Origin of the sequence: Paenarthrobacter sp. NPDC091669, from assembly GCF_044756725.1 — a bacterium.
GTDB classification, from domain to species: Bacteria; Actinomycetota; Actinomycetes; order Actinomycetales; family Micrococcaceae; genus Arthrobacter; species Arthrobacter bambusae_C.
The window spans coordinates 219,900-236,446 of record NZ_JBIVTK010000005.1 but is presented as its reverse complement, the minus strand read 5'-3'; the positions used below and the strand labels follow the sequence as shown (position 1 = coordinate 236,446).

Sequence of the window (16,547 nt, the reverse complement as noted above, 5' to 3'; positions counted from 1 at the left end):
GCTTCCAAGCCTAGCGAATCAGCGGTAGCGGTATGTCCTGCCCGTCCAGCAGTTGGTGTGCCAATGCCTGCGTTCGGCCAACCCTGCGGCCTGTCCAAACAGGTGGCTGTCGGACCACACCACCAGATGCGCGATGCCGGGGACTATCGCAGTGGAGCAGCCGGGGCAGATGTACTGCTTCTCCGCTTTTTTGGCTGTCATGGTCCGGACCATCCAGTCACCATCCGGAGCGCTTTCCCGCCGGGCAATTCCACCCCGCGCCCTTTCCAGGTCAAGTTCAGGTGCCGGCGCGGCCCATTTGCCGCCGGCGTTGCCGGAGCGTGTGCTGGACGCGTTGCGACGAGGGCGGTTGGAGCGGGGCATGCTTCCATTCTGCCCCAGCCACCCTGTTGCAGATGGTGAGGCGGTAATGTGGAGCGGGTGCGACTCGTCATAGCCCGTTGTTCTGTTGATTACGTTGGCCGCCTCAAGGCCCACCTCCCCCTCGCCACCCGGCTGCTGCTGGTCAAGGCCGATGGCTCCGTGCTGGTGCACTCGGACGGCGGTTCCTACAAACCGCTGAACTGGATGAGCCCGCCGGCCACGCTCAGGGTGACCACGCCGGAGGAGACGGACGTGGAGGAAGGTGTGGTGGAACAATGGACTGTCCAATCTGCCAAGACCGATGACCGCCTGATCATCAACATCTACGAGCAACTCCACGACACCTCGCACGAGCTCGGCACCGACCCCGGCCTGATCAAGGATGGGGTGGAAGCGGACCTTCAGCGACTCCTTGCGGAGCAGATCGAGACCCTCGGAACCGGCTACTCCCTCATCCGGCGTGAGTACTTCACGGCGATCGGTCCTGTCGACATCCTGGCCCGGGACGCAAACGGCGCCACAGTGGCCGTTGAACTCAAGCGGCGAGGCGACATCGACGGCGTCGAACAGCTCACGCGGTACCTTGAGCTGCTCAACCGCGATCCCCTGCTGGCACCAGTACGAGGCATCTTCGCCGCTCAACAGATCAAGCCCCAGGCAAAGGTCCTGGCCAACGATCGCGGGATCGCCTGCGTGACGCTGGATTATGACGCCATGCGGGGCGTGGATGACAGCGAGTCCCGACTCTTCTAGCTCTTCCCCGGGCTCATGTGCCGCAGGCCACTAGAATCGACATCATGACTGCCGCAGATCGTTTGCCCACTTCTTCCGCGCCAAGCCACCAAATCATCAAAGGCACGATTGTCAGTGACGGCGAGGTGGTGGAGGACGGCCTTGTGGCCATCGAAGGCGACAGAATCGCCTACGCCGGAGCTGCGGGTGGCTTTGATCCGGAATCATTCGAAGGTTTCCAGAGCGCTGTCCGTTTGGGAGTACCCAGCGGCAGCTACCTGATTCCCGGACTGGTGGATGTCCACTGCCACGGTGGCAACGGCGGCGATTTCCCTGGCGGAGAAGAGGCATCGGCTCGCAAGGCCGTGGACTTCCTGCACCGTTCGGGAACAACAACGTTCCTTGCCAGCATGGTGACCGCTCCCCCGGAGGACCTCCTCCGCGGCATCCAGCTGTATGTAAAGCTCGCGGACGAAGGCCTCGTAGCCGGAATCCACCTCGAAGGGCCGTTCCTGTCCCATGCCCGCTGTGGAGCCCAGAACCCGGACTACTTGCTGGAACCGGACCTGGACCTCATGGAGGAGCTCGTCGGCGCCGCCGCAGGCAAGCTGGCCACCATGACCTACGCCCCCGAGCTCCCGGGTGCTGCCGCCCTGGTGGACCTGATGACTTCCCACGGCGTCACTCCTTCCCTGGGCCACACGGATTGCGACGACGCCACAGCGGCGGCGTCGTTGGCCGCCGCCCGTGAAGGGCTGGAATCAGCAGGGTTCGACGGCGTCAGCTCACTTCCCACCGTGACGCACCTTTTCAATGGGATGCCTCCCCTGCACCACCGCGCGCCGGGTCCCGTTGCTGCCTGCCTGCGGATGGCGCAGGAAGGAAAGGCCGTGGTGGAACTCATCGCTGACGGCACCCATCTGGATCCCAGCACAGTAGCCACGGTTTTCCAGTTGGTAGGAGCTGCCAACATCGTCCTGGTGACGGACTCCATGGCCGCCGCGGGCCTTTCGGACGGCAGCTACATGCTGGGGCCCTCCCCGGTGACCGTCAGCGATGGTGTCGCCACACTCGATGCCACTGGTTCCATCGCAGGCGGCACCGCCACCCTCCTGGAGGTCGTCCGCAAAACCGTAGCGGCCGGCGTCGAACTTCCGGACGCCATTTGTTCCGCCACGGCGGTACCTGCAGCTGTCCTTGGACTTTCCGACGAAATAGGCGGACTGCGTCGTGGCCTGCGGGCTGACATCGTGGTGACGAACGAAGATCTTGAACTCACCGGCGTGATGCGCAACGGCTTGTGGCTGTCACAGAGCTAATTGAATGCGCGCGTTACCTTCTTTTTACCGAAAATTTTCCAGAATTGCCCAAAAGACCGTTGACCTCCGGCAGGGCACATGAAAGTGTTGTAGCAGTCTTTGTGTAGGTGGTTTTCATGCTCGCAAGACGAGTTGCGAGCGTGAAGCTCCTGCGAAACCAGCCGGTATCTTCCGGACGGAATCCAAGGTCTTCTCGCGGAGTAACAAAGCCGGTACGAGGTGTATCGGACTGAAGTTCCATAATGAGGAGAAATACATGGCACTGGGAACCGTCAAGTGGTTCAACGCTGAAAAGGGCTTCGGCTTTATCACCCCGGATGACTCGGATGGGGACGTTTTTGTTCACTACTCCGAGATCCAGACCGGTGGCTTCAAGACCCTCGATGAGAACCAGCGCGTTCAGTTCGAGATCGGTCAGGGCGCCAAGGGCCCCCAGGCAACCGGCGTTACCGTCGTCTAGCCTTAGCTGCTGAATTCTGCTGGTTGCAGATTCAACAAACACATTGACCCCGGCTTTCTCGCCGGGGTCAATGTGTTTAAGGCCAGTAATGCCTGATATTTCGACAACGCCTGTTACTAACCATGAAGAAAGACGAAGTGGTCCTGGTGAATGGGGGTTGACTATTCAAGCAACGAGTGTCCGGAGCAGCCGCGCTGAATGCCGCACCGACAATCCGGGCAGATAGGCATGGCTTAGTGCGCGCCCCATTGCCGGAAGGTGCAAGGGGTCTTGGTAATACATGTACAACGTTCGGTACTCGGGCTGGAATCTGGACTTAAAAGAAGCCAACGACCTGAATCCATAAACTGGTTCAAGTGCTTGCCCCACGGCATCCAGAATTCCCGCCAGGCCCTCAGCCTGCTGTTCGATCTCGCCCTTCTCCCTGGCCAAAGGCGAACCGGACAGCGAGATGACCTCTACGGAGCCGCGCAAGTGCAGGATGGCCGAGGCAATCAGGAATTCCATGACTCCCGGGAAGGTGTCCCCCCGCCGCCTCATGAAGTCCAGCGTCCAACTGGCAACCTGGCCTTCCTCGTAAACCGGAAGCCAACTGGTGACCCCATAGACGAACCCCGCCTCATCAACCGCAACGCAGCACAGGACGTCGTCGTCCTCCAGTTCGTCCAGGCCGCCCAAGGTGAAGCCCATTTCAGGAATCTTCTTCTGGGCCGCCCACTCCTCGGAGACCTCAGTGACTTGGGCGCGCACGCCGTGAGATAGCTCCGAGTAGCGGCCCCAGCTGGCCGTTATCCCCAGTTTTTTGGCGCGGTTCAGCGATGTCCTGACGTTCTGCCATTCCTTGCCCCGGAACTCCAGGTCCCTGATCCGCAGGCGGGTTTCCTGGGCAACAGCCACCCTGCGGAACCCCCGTGCTTGAAGCATGGGCCACAGCTCATCCGTACAGGAGTAGAAGCACGGTATCAACGCCTGCTGGGTGCAGTATTCGAGGAAGCCCTTGGCGGTTTCCAGACGATGACCCGCAGACCCAAACGGGCCAGCCAACGTCAAGGCCACGTGACCATGGTGTTGGTAGGCCACTCCCCCGGTGCCGTCACCGTTGAACCAGTACTTGTTGGGTTCCCAGAGCGCCATCCAGGACAAGGAGTCGCCCCCGGACTTGACCAGGGTGCGGGCTCTCTGGCGGGCTTGGTGGTCGAGTCCGCCGGAGTGGTGGCCACGGATGAGCAGGATCCATACGCCCACCAGCGCCACCAACCAGAACACCGTTCCGGAGTAGGAGAAAAGGAACACCTCCAGGACATCACGTTCGGCAAAGACCTTCCGGTAAACGCCCGGCAGCGGAACGGGAAGATACTGCCGGGCCAGTTCTGCAGCCAATCCCAGCACGCCGCCGTCGCGGTCCATGCCGCCGGACGCCAACCAGACTGCTGTGTAGGCGAGACTAAGCCCTGCCCCGGTCAGGCCTACCAGCCAGAAGATTCTGCGCCGGATTCGATCCGAGGTCACCACCCGGAAGTGGCCACGGTAGACAAAGAGCAGCACAGCCAGCACCAGCGGCACGACGACGAGCGGGATCAGGTGCACCACGGCCGAGTTCAGCATGGGCACGTGCGGACGCCCCTGCAGCCTGGGCATCCCGGCAAAGAGGCCGAGGTAGATTGCTGACAACGCCACCACTACCAACTGGACCGCGATCGCGATCCCCAAGGCCAGCCGGCGTCCACGTCTCATGCCATCGGCACAAATGAGGAGCAAAACGACAGGCACCACTGCCAGCGCCAAACCCCACGGGCCGGTATAGCCCTGGCGGCCCACCTCCAAACAGGCAACATCGATGGTTCCCCCGCAGCTGCTTTCCAACTGGCTGAGCGTGGGCAAAGGATTCAGGATGACGTCCCGCAGCAAGGCCAGGGGCCCGGACGGACTCTTCGCTGCGGCGGTAACGATGGGACCCACAGCGAAGATTGCCATGGTCAACGACAACAGGTTCCGCACTTCCCTGCCCGTGGAGCGATGCAGGTGGAGATGCCCTTGGCTGCTTTGCATCCACCACCCTGCGGCCAATCCGATCAGGGCCCCCAGGAACCCCACGACGGTCTCGGCATGGCCCACGTAAAGCACCAGGAGCAAGGAGACCGAGAGGGCCACGGTGCGCAGGCGCCGTTGCCACAGCGTAGTGAGCAGGGCACTGGCTGCCAAAGCCGTAGCCAGGGCTGCCCCATAGGGACCAATCAACCGGGTGTCTGCCATGCGTGAGAGCCAGCCGTCATCTGAGTGCTGAGCCACTTGGGTGACCAAGAGGAAAGCCGACACGCAGGCGAACTGGGCCCCCAAGAACACACCGGCCGTTTTGAGTGACCCCAGGTGCCGCTCGGCAAGGCCCAGAAGAAACACGGTCATCAGGATCGCTGTGGCATAAGCCAGCGGATTGGTGGTGAAGAACAGCGACGTCCAGATGGACCACCATTCTCCTGACCGCAGACCATCAAGTGATACGCCGGCGAAGGCAAGCCACGGCTCCGGCGGGCCGGACAGGAAACTGCCCGAAACCAGGGACAACAACACAAACAAGCCCAGCACCAGCAGGGTGAACGGGGTGGCACGCACGTGCCTGCCCGCCTGCAGCAAGGCCGGCTTGACCACACCCTTGAGGGCACGGCTCACCGGGACAGCTCCCAGCGGTCGGCGAGGAAACCCAAGCCTCCAGGCATACCCCGGACAACAGCGTCCCAAGAGTGTCCTGCGTGCTGAATGGTATGTTCTTCTGTTGCGAAACCCGCAGTCCTGGCCGCTTCAGCCAGCTCATGCATGTAGTCAGTGAACTCGTGGTCGGTTTCGCCGGCAGTGAGGTACACAGCGCTTCCCGCATAAGTGCGTTGCTGCATCAAGGCCAAAGGTGTCCTCGACGCAAAGGCCGCTGCATCGCCGTCGAACGAGTCCTGAATGGTCTTGTTTCGGTCTTTGGCCAACGCGGGTTCCCGTTCGGCCGAGAACGCGAGCACCGTTGAGAAGAGCTCCGGATGGACTGTACCCATCTGCATGGCGCATGTGCCGCCAAACGAGAAGCCACCCACGGCCCACAATTGGGGGTCATCGGAGACGTCCAGCGTAGAGGTGATCCAGGCCGGTACATCCTTGGAGAGATATGTGTCCGCAGGGGCAATCAGGCTATCCATGCACATGGTGTTGGCGCCGCTGGACCCGTTGGGATCCACCACGACAGTCACCGGAGCCACCCCGTGGTGGGCTTCAGCGAAACGGTCCAGCTGGGTGCGGAGTTGGCCGCCCGTCAACCAGTCGGCCGGGCGACCGGGCTGCCCTGAGAAAAGCACCAGTACGGGCAACGTGGGGCGGGGTACGGTCTGATAGGCGGGGGGAAGGTAGATGTACGCTTCCCGTGCGGAAAAACCGGAGACGGACCCCGGGATGTGGGCCTTGCGCAGAATTCCGTTTCCTGGCATGGACTCCGGCGCTTTCCACCCCTTGAGGGCGGGACCGGGCTTACTGTCCGGACTCCGTTGAAGGCCGGCCTCCAAGGGTTGGATGCGGGCCACTGCAGTGCCCAGCAGATCTCCTACCGAATTGTTCAGCCCGAAGTAGAGATTTACTTGGACCGCACTCAGAAGGATGACTCCCAGCATCGCCAGGATGCTGAGGGAGCGGCCCCTGCCGGAGTTGCGCGGAAAGCGGGCTGCGCAAAGAAGGACAGCCGCGACAGCCGGAACAGACCACGCCAGTGTCTCAAAGGGCAGGTTCTCCGAAAAGGTGGCCATGAGATCCACCAGGATCCAGTGAGCCAACGCCACGATGCCGGCAGAAATCGCGAGAGAGACCACAACGACCAAAGGCCAGGAGCGTCGTCGTCGCCAGAGCAGGTACATTCCACCGGCAGCACCGCAAGCAATGCTGAACCAGAGGAACGGACCACCAACCAGGCTGACGTCGGAAAGAAAATCCATAACGCCTATCGCCAAGTACCGACGCCGATGACCGGACCGGCCTCCAGCCAGGATGACAGCCCCGCATAGGCGTCGAAGTTCATGGCGAGCATGAACTTTTTGCCTTCGTACTGCAATTCAACAACCACGACGCCGGGCTGCACCTTGACGAGTTCATCTTCGGTGGGTTGGCGGCGGCCCAGCAGTTCGAGCGAACTGCGCGTAAACCTGTGCTTGGGGATCACGCTCAGGGACATCAAGCGGAACCACTCCAGCTCATTGTCCTGATAACGACAAACCCCCATCTGCCAGCTGTTTCCAGCCGTGCAAATGGAGGCGTCTACCGTGCCCAGGGCACGCCGCAGGTTGAAGCGGCGCACCCCGAACAGGCACAGTGAAATGATCAGCAACGTAAACGCCGTTGCCAGGGCGATGAACGGAATAAGGGAATCGTCCATCAAGGTCGTGCTATCGGGTCCCCGCTGTAGCCGCTTCGCCCAATTTGGCGTTGTCAGCAACAATGACCACGCGATCGTTGTCAACGGAGAAGAATCCGCCGTCGACCACTACCGCGATACGGTCACCGGAAACCGGCTGGATTGCCAGCTCGCCCTCGGCCAGGATGGCCAGAAGGGGCGAGTGGCCCGGCAGGATTCCGATTTCACCATCGCTGGTGCGGGCCTTCACCATCTTGGCCGCGCCGGACCACACGAAGTGGTCCGCTGCGACAATCTCAACCTCAAGCTCAGCCATACTACTTCGTCTGTTCCTGGATCTTGGCCCACTGGCGCTCGACATCATCCAGGCCGCCGACGTTGAAGAACGCCTGCTCTGCAATGTGGTCCAGCTCGCCGTCGCAGATGGCCGTGAAGCCTTCAACGGTGTCCTTGATGGACACGGTGGAACCCTCGACGCCGGTGAACTGCTTGGCGGTGTAGGTGTTCTGGGAGAGGAACTGCTGGATACGACGTGCACGCGACACGACGATCTTGTCCTCTTCAGACAGTTCGTCAACACCGAGGATGGCGATGATGTCCTGGAGTTCCTTGTTCTTCTGCAGGATCTGCTTAACACGGACAGCCGTGTTGTAGTGGTCCTTGCCGATGTACTGGGGATCCAGGATACGGGAGGTCGACGTCAGCGGGTCAACGGCCGGGTACAGACCACGGGATGCGATTTCACGGGAAAGTTCCGTGGTCGCGTCGAGGTGTGCGAAGGTCGTGGCCGGGGCCGGGTCGGTGTAGTCATCAGCCGGCACGTAGATGGCCTGCATCGACGTGATGGAGTGACCCTTGGTGGAGGTGATGCGCTCCTGGAGGAGGCCCATCTCGTCAGCAAGGTTGGGCTGGTAGCCCACAGCGGACGGCATACGGCCGAGCAGCGTGGAAACTTCCGAGCCTGCCTGGGTGAAGCGGAAGATGTTGTCGATGAAGAGCAACACGTCCTGGTTCTGGACATCGCGGAAGTACTCCGCCATGGTCAGGGCCGACAGGGCCACGCGCAGACGCGTTCCCGGCGGCTCATCCATCTGGCCGAACACAAGGGCGGTGTCCTTGAGGACGCCTGCCTCTTCCATTTCAACCCAGAGGTCGTTACCTTCACGGGTACGCTCGCCGACACCGGCGAATACGGAAGTACCACCGAAGTTGCGGGCAACACGGGTGATCATTTCCTGGATCAGAACGGTCTTGCCAACACCGGCGCCGCCGAACAGGCCGATCTTTCCACCCTTGATGTACGGGGTGAGAAGGTCGATGACCTTGATGCCGGTCTCGAGCATCTCCGTGGAGCCCTCGAGCGAGGCGAAGGCCGGAGCCTTGCGGTGGATCGGCCAGTAGGCGTCAGCCTTGATCTCGGACTCTTCGACGTCCAGCGGCTTGCCGAGAACGTTGAAGATGTGGCCCTTGACGCCGTCGCCGACGGGCACGGAGATCGGAGCGCCGGAGTCCTGGACAGTGGTACCGCGGACGAGTCCGTCGGTTGCCTGCAGGGAGATGGCGCGGACGAGGTTGTCACCCAGGTGCTGGGAGGTCTCGAACGTGATGGTCTTCGTCTGGCCGTTGAGAGTGATCTCAGTGGTCAGAGCGTTGTAAATCGAGGGGATTGCGTCAGCCGGGAATTCGACGTCGACAACCGGACCAATAACACGGGCAATGCGGCCGGTGGCACCGGCCGTTGCTACGTGTTCGGTAGCAGTGGCAGTCATCTCTCTCACTTCACTCAGTAGATGGCGTGGGGTTAAGTTTATCTGTTTGTTGCAGGTGCGGCTTCAAGCCGAATCCGGTGCAGGCTAGGACGCGAGGGCGTCGGCGCCGGCAACGATTTCGGAAAGCTCCTGCGTAATCTCGGCCTGGCGGGCCGTGTTGCGAAGGCGCGTGTACTTCTTGATCAAATCCGTAGCGTTGTCACCGGCCGACTTCATGGCACGCTGGCGGGCTGCGAGCTCGGAAGCTGCGGCCTGCAGCATGGCTGCGAAGATGCGGGACTCGATGTAACGCGGAAGCAGTGCGTCAAGCACCTGCTCTGTTTCCGGTTCAAACTCGTACAACGGCAGCAGCTCGGATTCCGAGGCTGCTTCCTCTTCTACGACCTCCAGCGGGAGCAAACGGATAACCGTGGGCTCCTGCGTCACCATGGACTTGAAGCGGGTGTAGACGACGTGGATCTCATCCACGCCACCCTCTTCGAAGTCAGTGGAGAAGTCTTCGAGGAGTGCAGCTCCGACTTCCTGTGCGGTTTCGAATTCCGGTGCGTCCGTGCCACCGGTCCATACGCGGGTGTATGACCGGTTGCGGAAATCGAAGTACGCCTGCGCCTTGCGGCCAACCAGGTACGCCTTGACTTCCTTGCCTTCTGCGTGAAGAAGCTCGGTGAGACCTTCAGCCTGCTTGAGCACACTCGCGGAGTACGATCCTGCAAGGCCACGGTCCGATGTAATGATCAGGACTGCGGCGCGGCGGATCTGCTCCGGCTCGGTGGTCAGCGGGTGGTCGATTTCGCTCTGAGTTGCGACAGCAGAAACGGCGCGGGTAATCGCGTTCGCGTAGGGCAGTGAAGCTGCTACGCGGGCGCGGGCCTTACCGATGCGCGAGGTAGCGATCAGTTCCATCGCCTTGAAGATCTTGCGCATCGACGTCGTCGAGCTGATCTTCTGACGGTAGACCCGAATCTGGGCTCCCATACTTATCCTTTCCTAAGTTCCCGATGTGCTGCCCTGCCGGGGCCCTTGCGGACCCCGGCAGGGCAGGTGATCGGAACTAGCGCTTCTGCTTGACGATCTTTTCCTGGTCGACGTCGCCGCCGGAGATCGCTGCGTGCTCTTCGTGGCCGGCGCCAACCAGGTGGTTGTCGCCTTCTCCGAAGAAGCCCTTCTTGAAGGAAATGATCGCTTCCTTCAAGGCTGCAGCGGTGTCGTCATCCAGGACGTTGGTCTGAGCCAGCGTGGTCAGGATGGAGGACTTGTGCGCGAGGTGCTCCAGGAACTCGGACTCGAAGCGGCTGATGTCCTCAACCGGAACGTCGTCCAGGTACCCCTTGGTGCCGGCCCAGATGGAGACAACCTGGTTCTCAACCGGGAACGGTGAGTACTGGCCCTGTTTCAGCAGTTCCATCAGGCGTGCACCACGGGTCAGCTGCTGACGGGAAGCAGCATCCAGGTCAGAGGCGAACATGGCGAATGCCTGCATGTCGCGGTACTGGGCCAGGTCCAGCTTCAAGGTACCGGAGACCTTCTTCATGGACTTGACCTGTGCAGCGCCACCAACGCGGGAGACCGACACACCAACGTCAACAGCAGGACGCTGGTTGGCGTTGAAGAGGTCCGACTGGAGGAAGATCTGGCCATCTGTAATGGAGATCACGTTGGTCGGGATGTACGCGGAGACGTCGTTTGCCTTGGTTTCGACGATCGGAAGACCGGTCATCGAACCTGCACCGAGCTCGTCGGAGAGCTTGGCACAACGCTCCAGCAGGCGGGAGTGCAAGTAGAAGACGTCGCCCGGGTAAGCTTCGCGTCCCGGCGGGCGGCGCAGCAGCAGGGATACGGCGCGGTAGGCTTCGGCCTGCTTGGACAGGTCATCGAAGATCACCAGTACGTGCTTGCCGCCGTACATCCAGTGCTGGCCGATGGCCGAGCCTGCATACGGTGCCAGGTACTTGAAGCCAGCCGGGTCAGATGCCGGAGACGCCACGATGGTGGTGTACTCCAGTGCGCCGTGATCCTCGAGGGTCTGGCGGACGGCTGCGATGGTGGAAGCCTTCTGGCCGACACCAACGTAGACGCAACGGACCTGCTTGGTGACATCTCCGGAAGCCCAGTTGGCCTTCTGGTTGATGATGGTGTCCACGGCGATGGCGGTCTTGCCGGTCTGGCGGTCACCAATGATCAGCTGACGCTGGCCACGTCCGATCGGAATCATGGCGTCGATAGCCTTGAGGCCGGTCTGCATCGGTTCGTGAACCGACTTACGTTCGGTAACGCCCGGAGCCTGGAGTTCCAGTGCGCGGGTGCCTTCGGCCTTGATCTCGCCGAGGTCGTCGATCGGCTGGCCCAGCGGGTCAACAACGCGACCCAGGAAGGCATCGCCAACCGGAACGGACAGGATCTCACCGGTACGGTGAACTTCCTGGCCTTCTTCAATACCGGTGAAGTCACCGAGGATAATGACACCGATCTCGCGGACGTCAAGGTTCTGGGCCAGGCCCAGCGTGCCATCTTCGAAGCGAAGCAGCTCGTTCGCCATGACCGAGGGAAGACCCTCAACACGGGCGATGCCGTCACTTGCGGTGGTCACACGACCAACCTCTACGCGCTCTGCGTTACCGGGTTCGTAGGACGCCGCGAACTCGTTCAACGCATTACGGACGTCGTCGGCGTTGATGGTCAATTCGGCCATCTGCAGTCCCTGCTCTCCTGTTTTCGTGATCATCGTTGCTCACGATGACCGGGTTTTATATCAGTTAAGTTGTGCTTAGTCTGGCTAGCCAGCGAGCTGACGGCGGAGCTCGGTCAGGCGGGTGATAACCGAAGCGTCGAGCACTTCGTCACCAACCTGGACCCGGATCCCACCGATCAGTGCGGGGTCAACGTTGAGGTTGACCTTCAGTTCGCGGCCGTACAGCGCATCAAGCCCGGCCTGCAGACGGCTGGCCTGCGTATCCGTCAACGGACGGGTAACGCTGACAGTTGCAATCCAGCGCTGCTGACGCTTGGCTGCAAGCTTGGCGAATGACTCGACGAGCTTGCTCGGCTTGACACCGCGCGGCTGCGTAACTGCCTGGCTGATAAGAACCTTTGCTTCCTCGCTGCTGCCAGGAACAAGCTTCTCAGCCAGTGCAATCTTTGCCGAAGGGGAACCCTGCGGCTCAGACAGAGCACGTTGTACTTCGTGGCTGGAGGCGACGATCTGGTTGAAGGCAAACAGATCGTTTTCCAGCTCTTCCAGCCCCGTGATACCGGAGGCAGAAACGGCCGACTTGTTTTCAGCTACGGCAATGACAACCGTGGCGGCAAGCGTCTCGAGTGCATCGCCGATATCACGTGCCGATGCCCAGCGTGAGCTGGCCAGTCCGCCCGCAATTTCAGCAGCATCAGCGGAGACTTTTCCGCCAACCAGCTGCTTGACCAGCGCCGACTTTTCGTCTCCAGTGCGGGACGGGTCAGTCAGGGCGCGGCGCAAGCCAGCCGAGCTGTCCACCGTTCCCAGGATTCCGAAGAGGTCCTTAGCCAACTGCAGCGAGGCGAAAGGAAGCTTGGCTTCCAACTGCGCCAGTGCTGTGGTCAGCGATTCGCTCGATATACCTGCCATTACTTAGCTGCACCTGCGCTCTGGGTCTCCAGATCTGCAAGGAAGCGGTCCACAACGCGTGCGGCGCGCTGATCGTCGGTGAGTGCTTCACCAACGATGCGGCCGGCCAGCGTGGTGGCCAGGGTGCCTACCTCGGAACGAAGCGAGACAACAGCTGCCTGGCGCTCCGATTCGATGGCAGCGTGTGCCTGCTCGGTGATGCGTGCAGACTCCGCTGCAGCCTTGGCCTTCAGGTCCGCAAGGATCTGTGCGCCTTCGGCGCGTGCTTCTTCGCGGATGCGGTTGGCTTCGGCGCGGGCGTCGGTGAGCTGCTGCTTGTACTCTTCGAGAGCTGCAGAAGCTTCCGCTTGGGCCGCTTCGGCCTTTGCAATGCCACCTTCAATTGCTTCGGCGCGCTCTGCGAAGGTCTTCTCGAACATCGGGACAATGAACTTGACCACGATGTACAGGAGGACCGCAAAGCCGACGAGGACGACGCCCATTTCCCAGACATTGGGAACGAGAGGGTTGGCGGCCTCTTCGCCTTCAGTGGCGGCTGAGATGATCAGCTGATTCATATTTCACCCGTCCTATCTACTCGGTTGCGGAATTCGCTTCGTTCTTAATCCGAAGACTAAAGAACGAACGCGAAGACGAGTCCGAGGATGGCGAGGGCTTCGGTCAGTGCCAGACCAAGGAACGCGATCGGCTGCAGCACGCGCTGAGCTTCCGGCTGACGAGCAACACCGTTGATGTAAGCCGCGAATACGAGACCCACACCGATACCACCGCCGATTGCGGACAGACCGTAACCTACGAGGTTGAGATTGCCTTCCATTTTTTTCCTTTCAAGATGCCACCCATGTGGCAGGTTGTTTGGTTTACTTCAATCCCCATCAGGGGAAGATTTTGTGCCTAGTGGCTGTCGGCGTGCAGGGCGCCTTCGATGTAGATCGCGGTCAGCAAGGTGAACACGTAGGCCTGCAACGCCATGATCAGTGCCTCGAGCATGTACATGGCGATAGCGCCGACGAGGACCAGGACCGATGTGCCCTTCAAGAGGACGTTTTCCTGCATGACCAAGTACTCGATGCCGGAACCGGCGAGCATGACGATCAAGTGGCCGGCCAGCATGGTCGCGAACAGACGGAGGCTGTGCGTGACGGGGCGGACCAGGAAGTTGGAGATGATTTCGATCGGCACGACAATCGGGAGGATGTACCAAGGCACACCTGAAGGAACGGTGGCAAGCTTGAAGTACTTCAGTCCGTTCTTCTTGATGCCGATGATGATCCAGGTGAAGTACACGATTCCGGCCAGCACATAAGCTCCACCGACGTGCGAGAAGCTCGGGAGCTGGATTACGGGAATCGCGCCGTAGATGTTGTTCACCAAAATAAAGAAGAACAAGCTGAACAGCAGCGGGACGTACTTGATGAAGTCCTTGCCGCCGATGATGTCCTTGGCGATGCTGTTACGGACGAAGCCATAGGCCATCTCGCCTGCGAACTGCAGCTTGCCGGGAACCAGCTGCTGCTTACGTGCGGCGAGGATGAAGAATGTAGCGATAATGACGACCGAAAGGATTACCAGCAGCATCTGCTTGGAGAATCCGTCGTGCGCACCCCAAGGCAGGATTGCCGGCAGGTGCATTTCGTCGATTCCGGGTGGGGTGAATGACCCCGAATCCTGGGCGGGGAGCGCAAGCGCGATCAACGCGTTTCCTCTCTGCTGTGTCCATCATTGGGCATTGGTTGGAATCCGGGCGCGTTGGACGCATCCGTGTTCCATGTGAAATTATTTGGCATTACTGTCCCCGTCCGTGGACGGACCGCTGTCTGCGTTGCTCTCGCCAGAGGAGGAGCTTTGCCTGGTGAGGCCGTGCATATGGGAAAGATAGAACCCTCCTGCGGCTCCCAGCAGAGCGCCAAGGAGCACAATCCAGCGGGTCCCCCACAGATTATCCAGACCCCAGCCTATCAAACTCCAGACAATGATCCCGCCAATGATGTAGCTGAAGACGGCGATGCCGGCATTGTATCCGCCGTCGCTTCCGGCTTCTGCGGTTTCATTCGCTTTTCCAGGTTGCTGGGCTTGTGCGGCCGGGCGTGAATATCGCTTACGCGGAGACATCCGGGCCACCCTTCTGATCTTCAGGATCGTTGTAGATCTGGAGGCGGGCCTTGCTGAAACCATAGATTTCTGCTGCCTGCCAGAAGAGAACGGTAACCACGGCGCCAATCAGGAACCAGCGGTGGTGGAGCCAATCCGGCGCGCCGAGCGCAAACAGTACTACGGCGAAACCGACCACTTTGATGAAATACGTAGCAACAAAGAGGCCAACAGCTCCTGAGGGGTTGTTGCGGCCTACGTAGTGGCCTATCAAAAGGCTGATGCCAAAAAAGAGCATGACCAGTGCGGCGCCGAACGCCGCTGAAAGCGCGCCCTGTCCACCATTCATCACGGCCGCGATCACGCAGGTGACTGCAGTGGCCACGGCTGCGGCCGAGGCGCTCAGAAGCAGCAATCGTAGCCAGAGGTTCGACGTCTCACCGGAGACTCCAACGCCACGTTTACCGGACGGGCGTCCGGTTTCGGCGTTGGATGTCATGGGGATACCAATCCTCGTGGCACAGGTGCCATATTCTCAAAGTGGGGTTACGGGCGAGTGACTGTCCGCAGAAAGAATTCTACATGAGATAGAACTGTGACGATAACCAGCCGTCACAACTACTCCCCCGGCCGCGTCGAGTTCCGGGTGAAGTATGGCCACGCAGTCACGGCGGCCATGACGAGAGCCGCGACAACAACCACGATGAGCACAACCTGCCAGGGGAAGACGGCGAACGCGACACCGCCGAAAGCCAGGATGCACGTCCAGACATACAGCATGACGACGGCGGCACGGTGCGAGTATCCGAGGTCCACCAGCTTGTGGTGGAGGTGCCCACGGTCTGCCGACCATGGCGACTGACCCCTCGCAGTCCGGCGGACTACGGCCATCCCCAGATCCAGGAGAGGCAGGGACAGAACCGCAAAAGGCAGCAAGATCGGAACAATCGTGGGGATGCCATTGGCACGGTCATAAAGGCCCGAGCCGATCTGCCCCGTGGCTACCACGCCGGCTGACGCCATGAGCAGGCCGATGAGCATGGCCCCCGAATCACCCATGAAGATTTTTGCCGGGAACCAGTTGTGCGGCAGGAACCCGATGCAGCTTCCCACCAGAATGGCCATCAGGAGTGTCGCAAGGTCGGAGTTGTCGGTGGACGGATTGTTCCGGTGAACCCAGTAGGCCGTGAGGAAGAAGGCCCCGCCACCAATGATGGCCACTCCCGCTGCCAAACCGTCCAGTCCGTCAATGAAGTTGACGGCGTTCATGGTGGTGACAATGAGTCCCGCAGTGAGCACAATCTGAAGGATCTCAGACTCGAGGAATATCGGTTCCGGGATGAATGGCACCACTGACATCCGGACGCCCCACAGTGCCACGATTAAAGCGGCAGCGCCCTGGCCCAGCAGCTTGATCCACCACCGGATGTCCAGGATGTCATCTGCCACCCCTACGGCGACGATCACCACAGCACCGGCCAGGATCCCCCAGGGCGCATCGTTGTGCCTGAAAATGTCCTTCACGAAGAATGAGTTGCTGGCAACTACCAAGGCGACGAAGAAACCCGCAAAGATGCCAAGCCCCCCGAGCTTGGAAATCAGGGCGGAGTGCATGTCGCGGCTGCGGATGGGACGGTACAGGCGCAGTTTGTTTCCGGCCACGCGGGCACCCCACGTTCCCGCGTAGGACACCACGGCGGCCGTGAGTGCCATCAGCAGATACATGATCATGATGCGGCTCCCGGGAGCAGCCCGCCCACTGTTCCGGAAATGGCAATGTACTGACGCTGCCGACGCGTCGGGTGAAAGCCGGTGGTTTCCGGGCACCTTGAGG

Annotated in this window: 18 protein-coding genes; 3 read left to right on the top strand and 15 right to left on the bottom strand. The window is 60.8% G+C overall.

The genetic code is table 11. From position 1 onward, the window contains the following. Positions 1 to 18: 18 nt before the first annotated feature. Positions 19 to 363: an ATP/GTP-binding protein gene (locus ACIQLI_RS10790; protein ID WP_354228350.1), complete on the bottom strand. Its 345-nt coding sequence runs from the start codon at positions 361 to 363 to the stop codon at positions 19 to 21. Between the two features lie 57 nt (positions 364 to 420). Between ACIQLI_RS10790 and nucS the strand changes: the two genes are divergently transcribed. The 3 genes from nucS to ACIQLI_RS10775 all read left to right on the top strand — a co-directional run bounded on the left by nucS (position 421) and on the right by ACIQLI_RS10775 (position 2,874). Next, complete coding sequence (nucS, locus tag ACIQLI_RS10785; RefSeq protein WP_026540148.1) at positions 421 to 1,116, top strand: endonuclease NucS; 696 nt, start codon at positions 421 to 423, stop codon at positions 1,114 to 1,116. 44 nt (positions 1,117 to 1,160) lie between these two features. Further along, positions 1,161 to 2,414: an N-acetylglucosamine-6-phosphate deacetylase gene (gene nagA, locus ACIQLI_RS10780; RefSeq protein ID WP_354228348.1), complete on the top strand. Its 1,254-nt coding sequence runs from the start codon at positions 1,161 to 1,163 to the stop codon at positions 2,412 to 2,414. Between the two features lie 256 nt (positions 2,415 to 2,670). After that, positions 2,671 to 2,874: a cold-shock protein gene (locus ACIQLI_RS10775; RefSeq protein ID WP_018776337.1), complete on the top strand. Its 204-nt coding sequence runs from the start codon at positions 2,671 to 2,673 to the stop codon at positions 2,872 to 2,874. Between the two features lie 165 nt (positions 2,875 to 3,039). On the opposite strand, the gene ACIQLI_RS10770 is transcribed toward ACIQLI_RS10775, so the two are convergent. The 14 genes from ACIQLI_RS10770 to ACIQLI_RS10705 all read right to left on the bottom strand — a co-directional run bounded on the left by ACIQLI_RS10770 (position 3,040) and on the right by ACIQLI_RS10705 (position 16,444). Beyond that, positions 3,040 to 5,541 (bottom strand): bifunctional lysylphosphatidylglycerol flippase/synthetase MprF, encoded by a 2,502-nt coding sequence (locus ACIQLI_RS10770; protein WP_400387985.1) that lies wholly within the window; start codon positions 5,539 to 5,541, stop codon positions 3,040 to 3,042. After that, positions 5,538 to 6,836, bottom strand: coding sequence for an alpha/beta hydrolase (locus ACIQLI_RS10765; protein ID WP_400387982.1), 1,299 nt, complete (start codon positions 6,834 to 6,836; stop codon positions 5,538 to 5,540). The genes ACIQLI_RS10770 and ACIQLI_RS10765 overlap by 4 nt, the downstream gene beginning before the upstream one ends. A 5-nt stretch (positions 6,837 to 6,841) precedes the next feature. Next, a complete protein-coding gene (locus tag ACIQLI_RS10760) occupies positions 6,842 to 7,273 on the bottom strand; it encodes a DUF2550 domain-containing protein (RefSeq protein WP_400387979.1) in 432 nt (143 codons plus the stop codon). Positions 7,274 to 7,283: 10 nt separating this feature from the next. Next, entirely contained in the window at positions 7,284 to 7,568 is a 285-nt protein-coding gene (locus ACIQLI_RS10755; RefSeq protein ID WP_089595531.1) for a F0F1 ATP synthase subunit epsilon, read from the bottom strand. Between the two features lies 1 nt (position 7,569). Next, a complete protein-coding gene (atpD, locus tag ACIQLI_RS10750) occupies positions 7,570 to 9,021 on the bottom strand; it encodes a F0F1 ATP synthase subunit beta (protein WP_089595532.1) in 1,452 nt (483 codons plus the stop codon). Positions 9,022 to 9,105: 84 nt separating this feature from the next. Next, the gene (locus tag ACIQLI_RS10745; RefSeq protein ID WP_089595533.1) at positions 9,106 to 9,996 is read right to left on the bottom strand and encodes a F0F1 ATP synthase subunit gamma; all 891 of its coding nucleotides are present in this window, start codon (positions 9,994 to 9,996) and stop codon (positions 9,106 to 9,108) included. Positions 9,997 to 10,072: 76 nt separating this feature from the next. Further along, on the bottom strand, positions 10,073 to 11,710 hold the full coding sequence (atpA, locus tag ACIQLI_RS10740) for a F0F1 ATP synthase subunit alpha (RefSeq protein ID WP_089597491.1): 1,638 nt from the start codon (positions 11,708 to 11,710) through the stop codon (positions 10,073 to 10,075). A gap of 84 nt (positions 11,711 to 11,794) precedes the next feature. Beyond that, complete coding sequence (locus ACIQLI_RS10735; protein WP_400387974.1) at positions 11,795 to 12,622, bottom strand: F0F1 ATP synthase subunit delta; 828 nt, start codon at positions 12,620 to 12,622, stop codon at positions 11,795 to 11,797. Continuing rightward, the gene (locus ACIQLI_RS10730; RefSeq protein ID WP_026540138.1) at positions 12,622 to 13,179 is read right to left on the bottom strand and encodes a F0F1 ATP synthase subunit B; all 558 of its coding nucleotides are present in this window, start codon (positions 13,177 to 13,179) and stop codon (positions 12,622 to 12,624) included. Before ACIQLI_RS10730 ends, ACIQLI_RS10735 begins: the two co-directional genes overlap by 1 nt. Positions 13,180 to 13,235: 56 nt before the next feature. Then, positions 13,236 to 13,439 carry an ATP synthase F0 subunit C gene (gene atpE / locus ACIQLI_RS10725; protein ID WP_009356484.1) on the bottom strand — a complete coding sequence of 68 codons (204 nt, stop codon included), beginning with the start codon at positions 13,437 to 13,439 and terminating at the stop codon, positions 13,236 to 13,238. Between the two features lie 77 nt (positions 13,440 to 13,516). Next, on the bottom strand, positions 13,517 to 14,317 hold the full coding sequence (atpB, locus tag ACIQLI_RS10720) for a F0F1 ATP synthase subunit A (RefSeq protein ID WP_017199729.1): 801 nt from the start codon (positions 14,315 to 14,317) through the stop codon (positions 13,517 to 13,519). Positions 14,318 to 14,398: 81 nt separating this feature from the next. Further along, the gene (locus ACIQLI_RS10715) at positions 14,399 to 14,734 is read right to left on the bottom strand and encodes a hypothetical protein (protein ID WP_400387971.1); all 336 of its coding nucleotides are present in this window, start codon (positions 14,732 to 14,734) and stop codon (positions 14,399 to 14,401) included. After that, positions 14,721 to 15,212: a hypothetical protein gene (locus tag ACIQLI_RS10710; RefSeq protein ID WP_400387968.1), complete on the bottom strand. Its 492-nt coding sequence runs from the start codon at positions 15,210 to 15,212 to the stop codon at positions 14,721 to 14,723. The genes ACIQLI_RS10715 and ACIQLI_RS10710 overlap by 14 nt, the downstream gene beginning before the upstream one ends. Before the next feature lie 119 nt (positions 15,213 to 15,331). Then, a complete protein-coding gene (locus ACIQLI_RS10705; RefSeq protein WP_354514917.1) occupies positions 15,332 to 16,444 on the bottom strand; it encodes an MraY family glycosyltransferase in 1,113 nt (370 codons plus the stop codon). Positions 16,445 to 16,547 lie beyond the last annotated feature (103 nt).

Bases quoted from the DNA above. Each gene is read 5' to 3' on its own strand.
- ACIQLI_RS10790 (WP_354228350.1), bottom strand. From the start codon at position 363: ATGCCCCGCTCCAACCGCCCTCGTCGCAACGCGTCCAGCACACGCTCC.
- nagA (WP_354228348.1), top strand. From the start codon at position 1,161: ATGACTGCCGCAGATCGTTTGCCCACTTCTTCCGCGCCAAGCCACCAA.
- ACIQLI_RS10775 (WP_018776337.1), top strand. From the start codon at position 2,671: ATGGCACTGGGAACCGTCAAGTGGTTCAACGCTGAAAAGGGCTTCGGC.
- ACIQLI_RS10765 (WP_400387982.1), bottom strand. From the start codon at position 6,836: ATGGATTTTCTTTCCGACGTCAGCCTGGTTGGTGGTCCGTTCCTCTGG.
- ACIQLI_RS10760 (WP_400387979.1), bottom strand. From the start codon at position 7,273: ATGGACGATTCCCTTATTCCGTTCATCGCCCTGGCAACGGCGTTTACG.
- ACIQLI_RS10755 (WP_089595531.1), bottom strand. From the start codon at position 7,568: ATGGCTGAGCTTGAGGTTGAGATTGTCGCAGCGGACCACTTCGTGTGG.
- atpD (WP_089595532.1), bottom strand. From the start codon at position 9,021: ATGACTGCCACTGCTACCGAACACGTAGCAACGGCCGGTGCCACCGGC.
- ACIQLI_RS10745 (WP_089595533.1), bottom strand. From the start codon at position 9,996: ATGGGAGCCCAGATTCGGGTCTACCGTCAGAAGATCAGCTCGACGACG.
- atpA (WP_089597491.1), bottom strand. From the start codon at position 11,710: ATGGCCGAATTGACCATCAACGCCGACGACGTCCGTAATGCGTTGAAC.
- ACIQLI_RS10735 (WP_400387974.1), bottom strand. From the start codon at position 12,622: ATGGCAGGTATATCGAGCGAATCGCTGACCACAGCACTGGCGCAGTTG.
- ACIQLI_RS10730 (WP_026540138.1), bottom strand. From the start codon at position 13,179: ATGAATCAGCTGATCATCTCAGCCGCCACTGAAGGCGAAGAGGCCGCC.
- atpE (WP_009356484.1), bottom strand. From the start codon at position 13,439: ATGGAAGGCAATCTCAACCTCGTAGGTTACGGTCTGTCCGCAATCGGC.
- ACIQLI_RS10715 (WP_400387971.1), bottom strand. From the start codon at position 14,734: ATGTCTCCGCGTAAGCGATATTCACGCCCGGCCGCACAAGCCCAGCAA.
- ACIQLI_RS10710 (WP_400387968.1), bottom strand. From the start codon at position 15,212: ATGACATCCAACGCCGAAACCGGACGCCCGTCCGGTAAACGTGGCGTT.
- ACIQLI_RS10705 (WP_354514917.1), bottom strand. From the start codon at position 16,444: ATGATCATGTATCTGCTGATGGCACTCACGGCCGCCGTGGTGTCCTAC.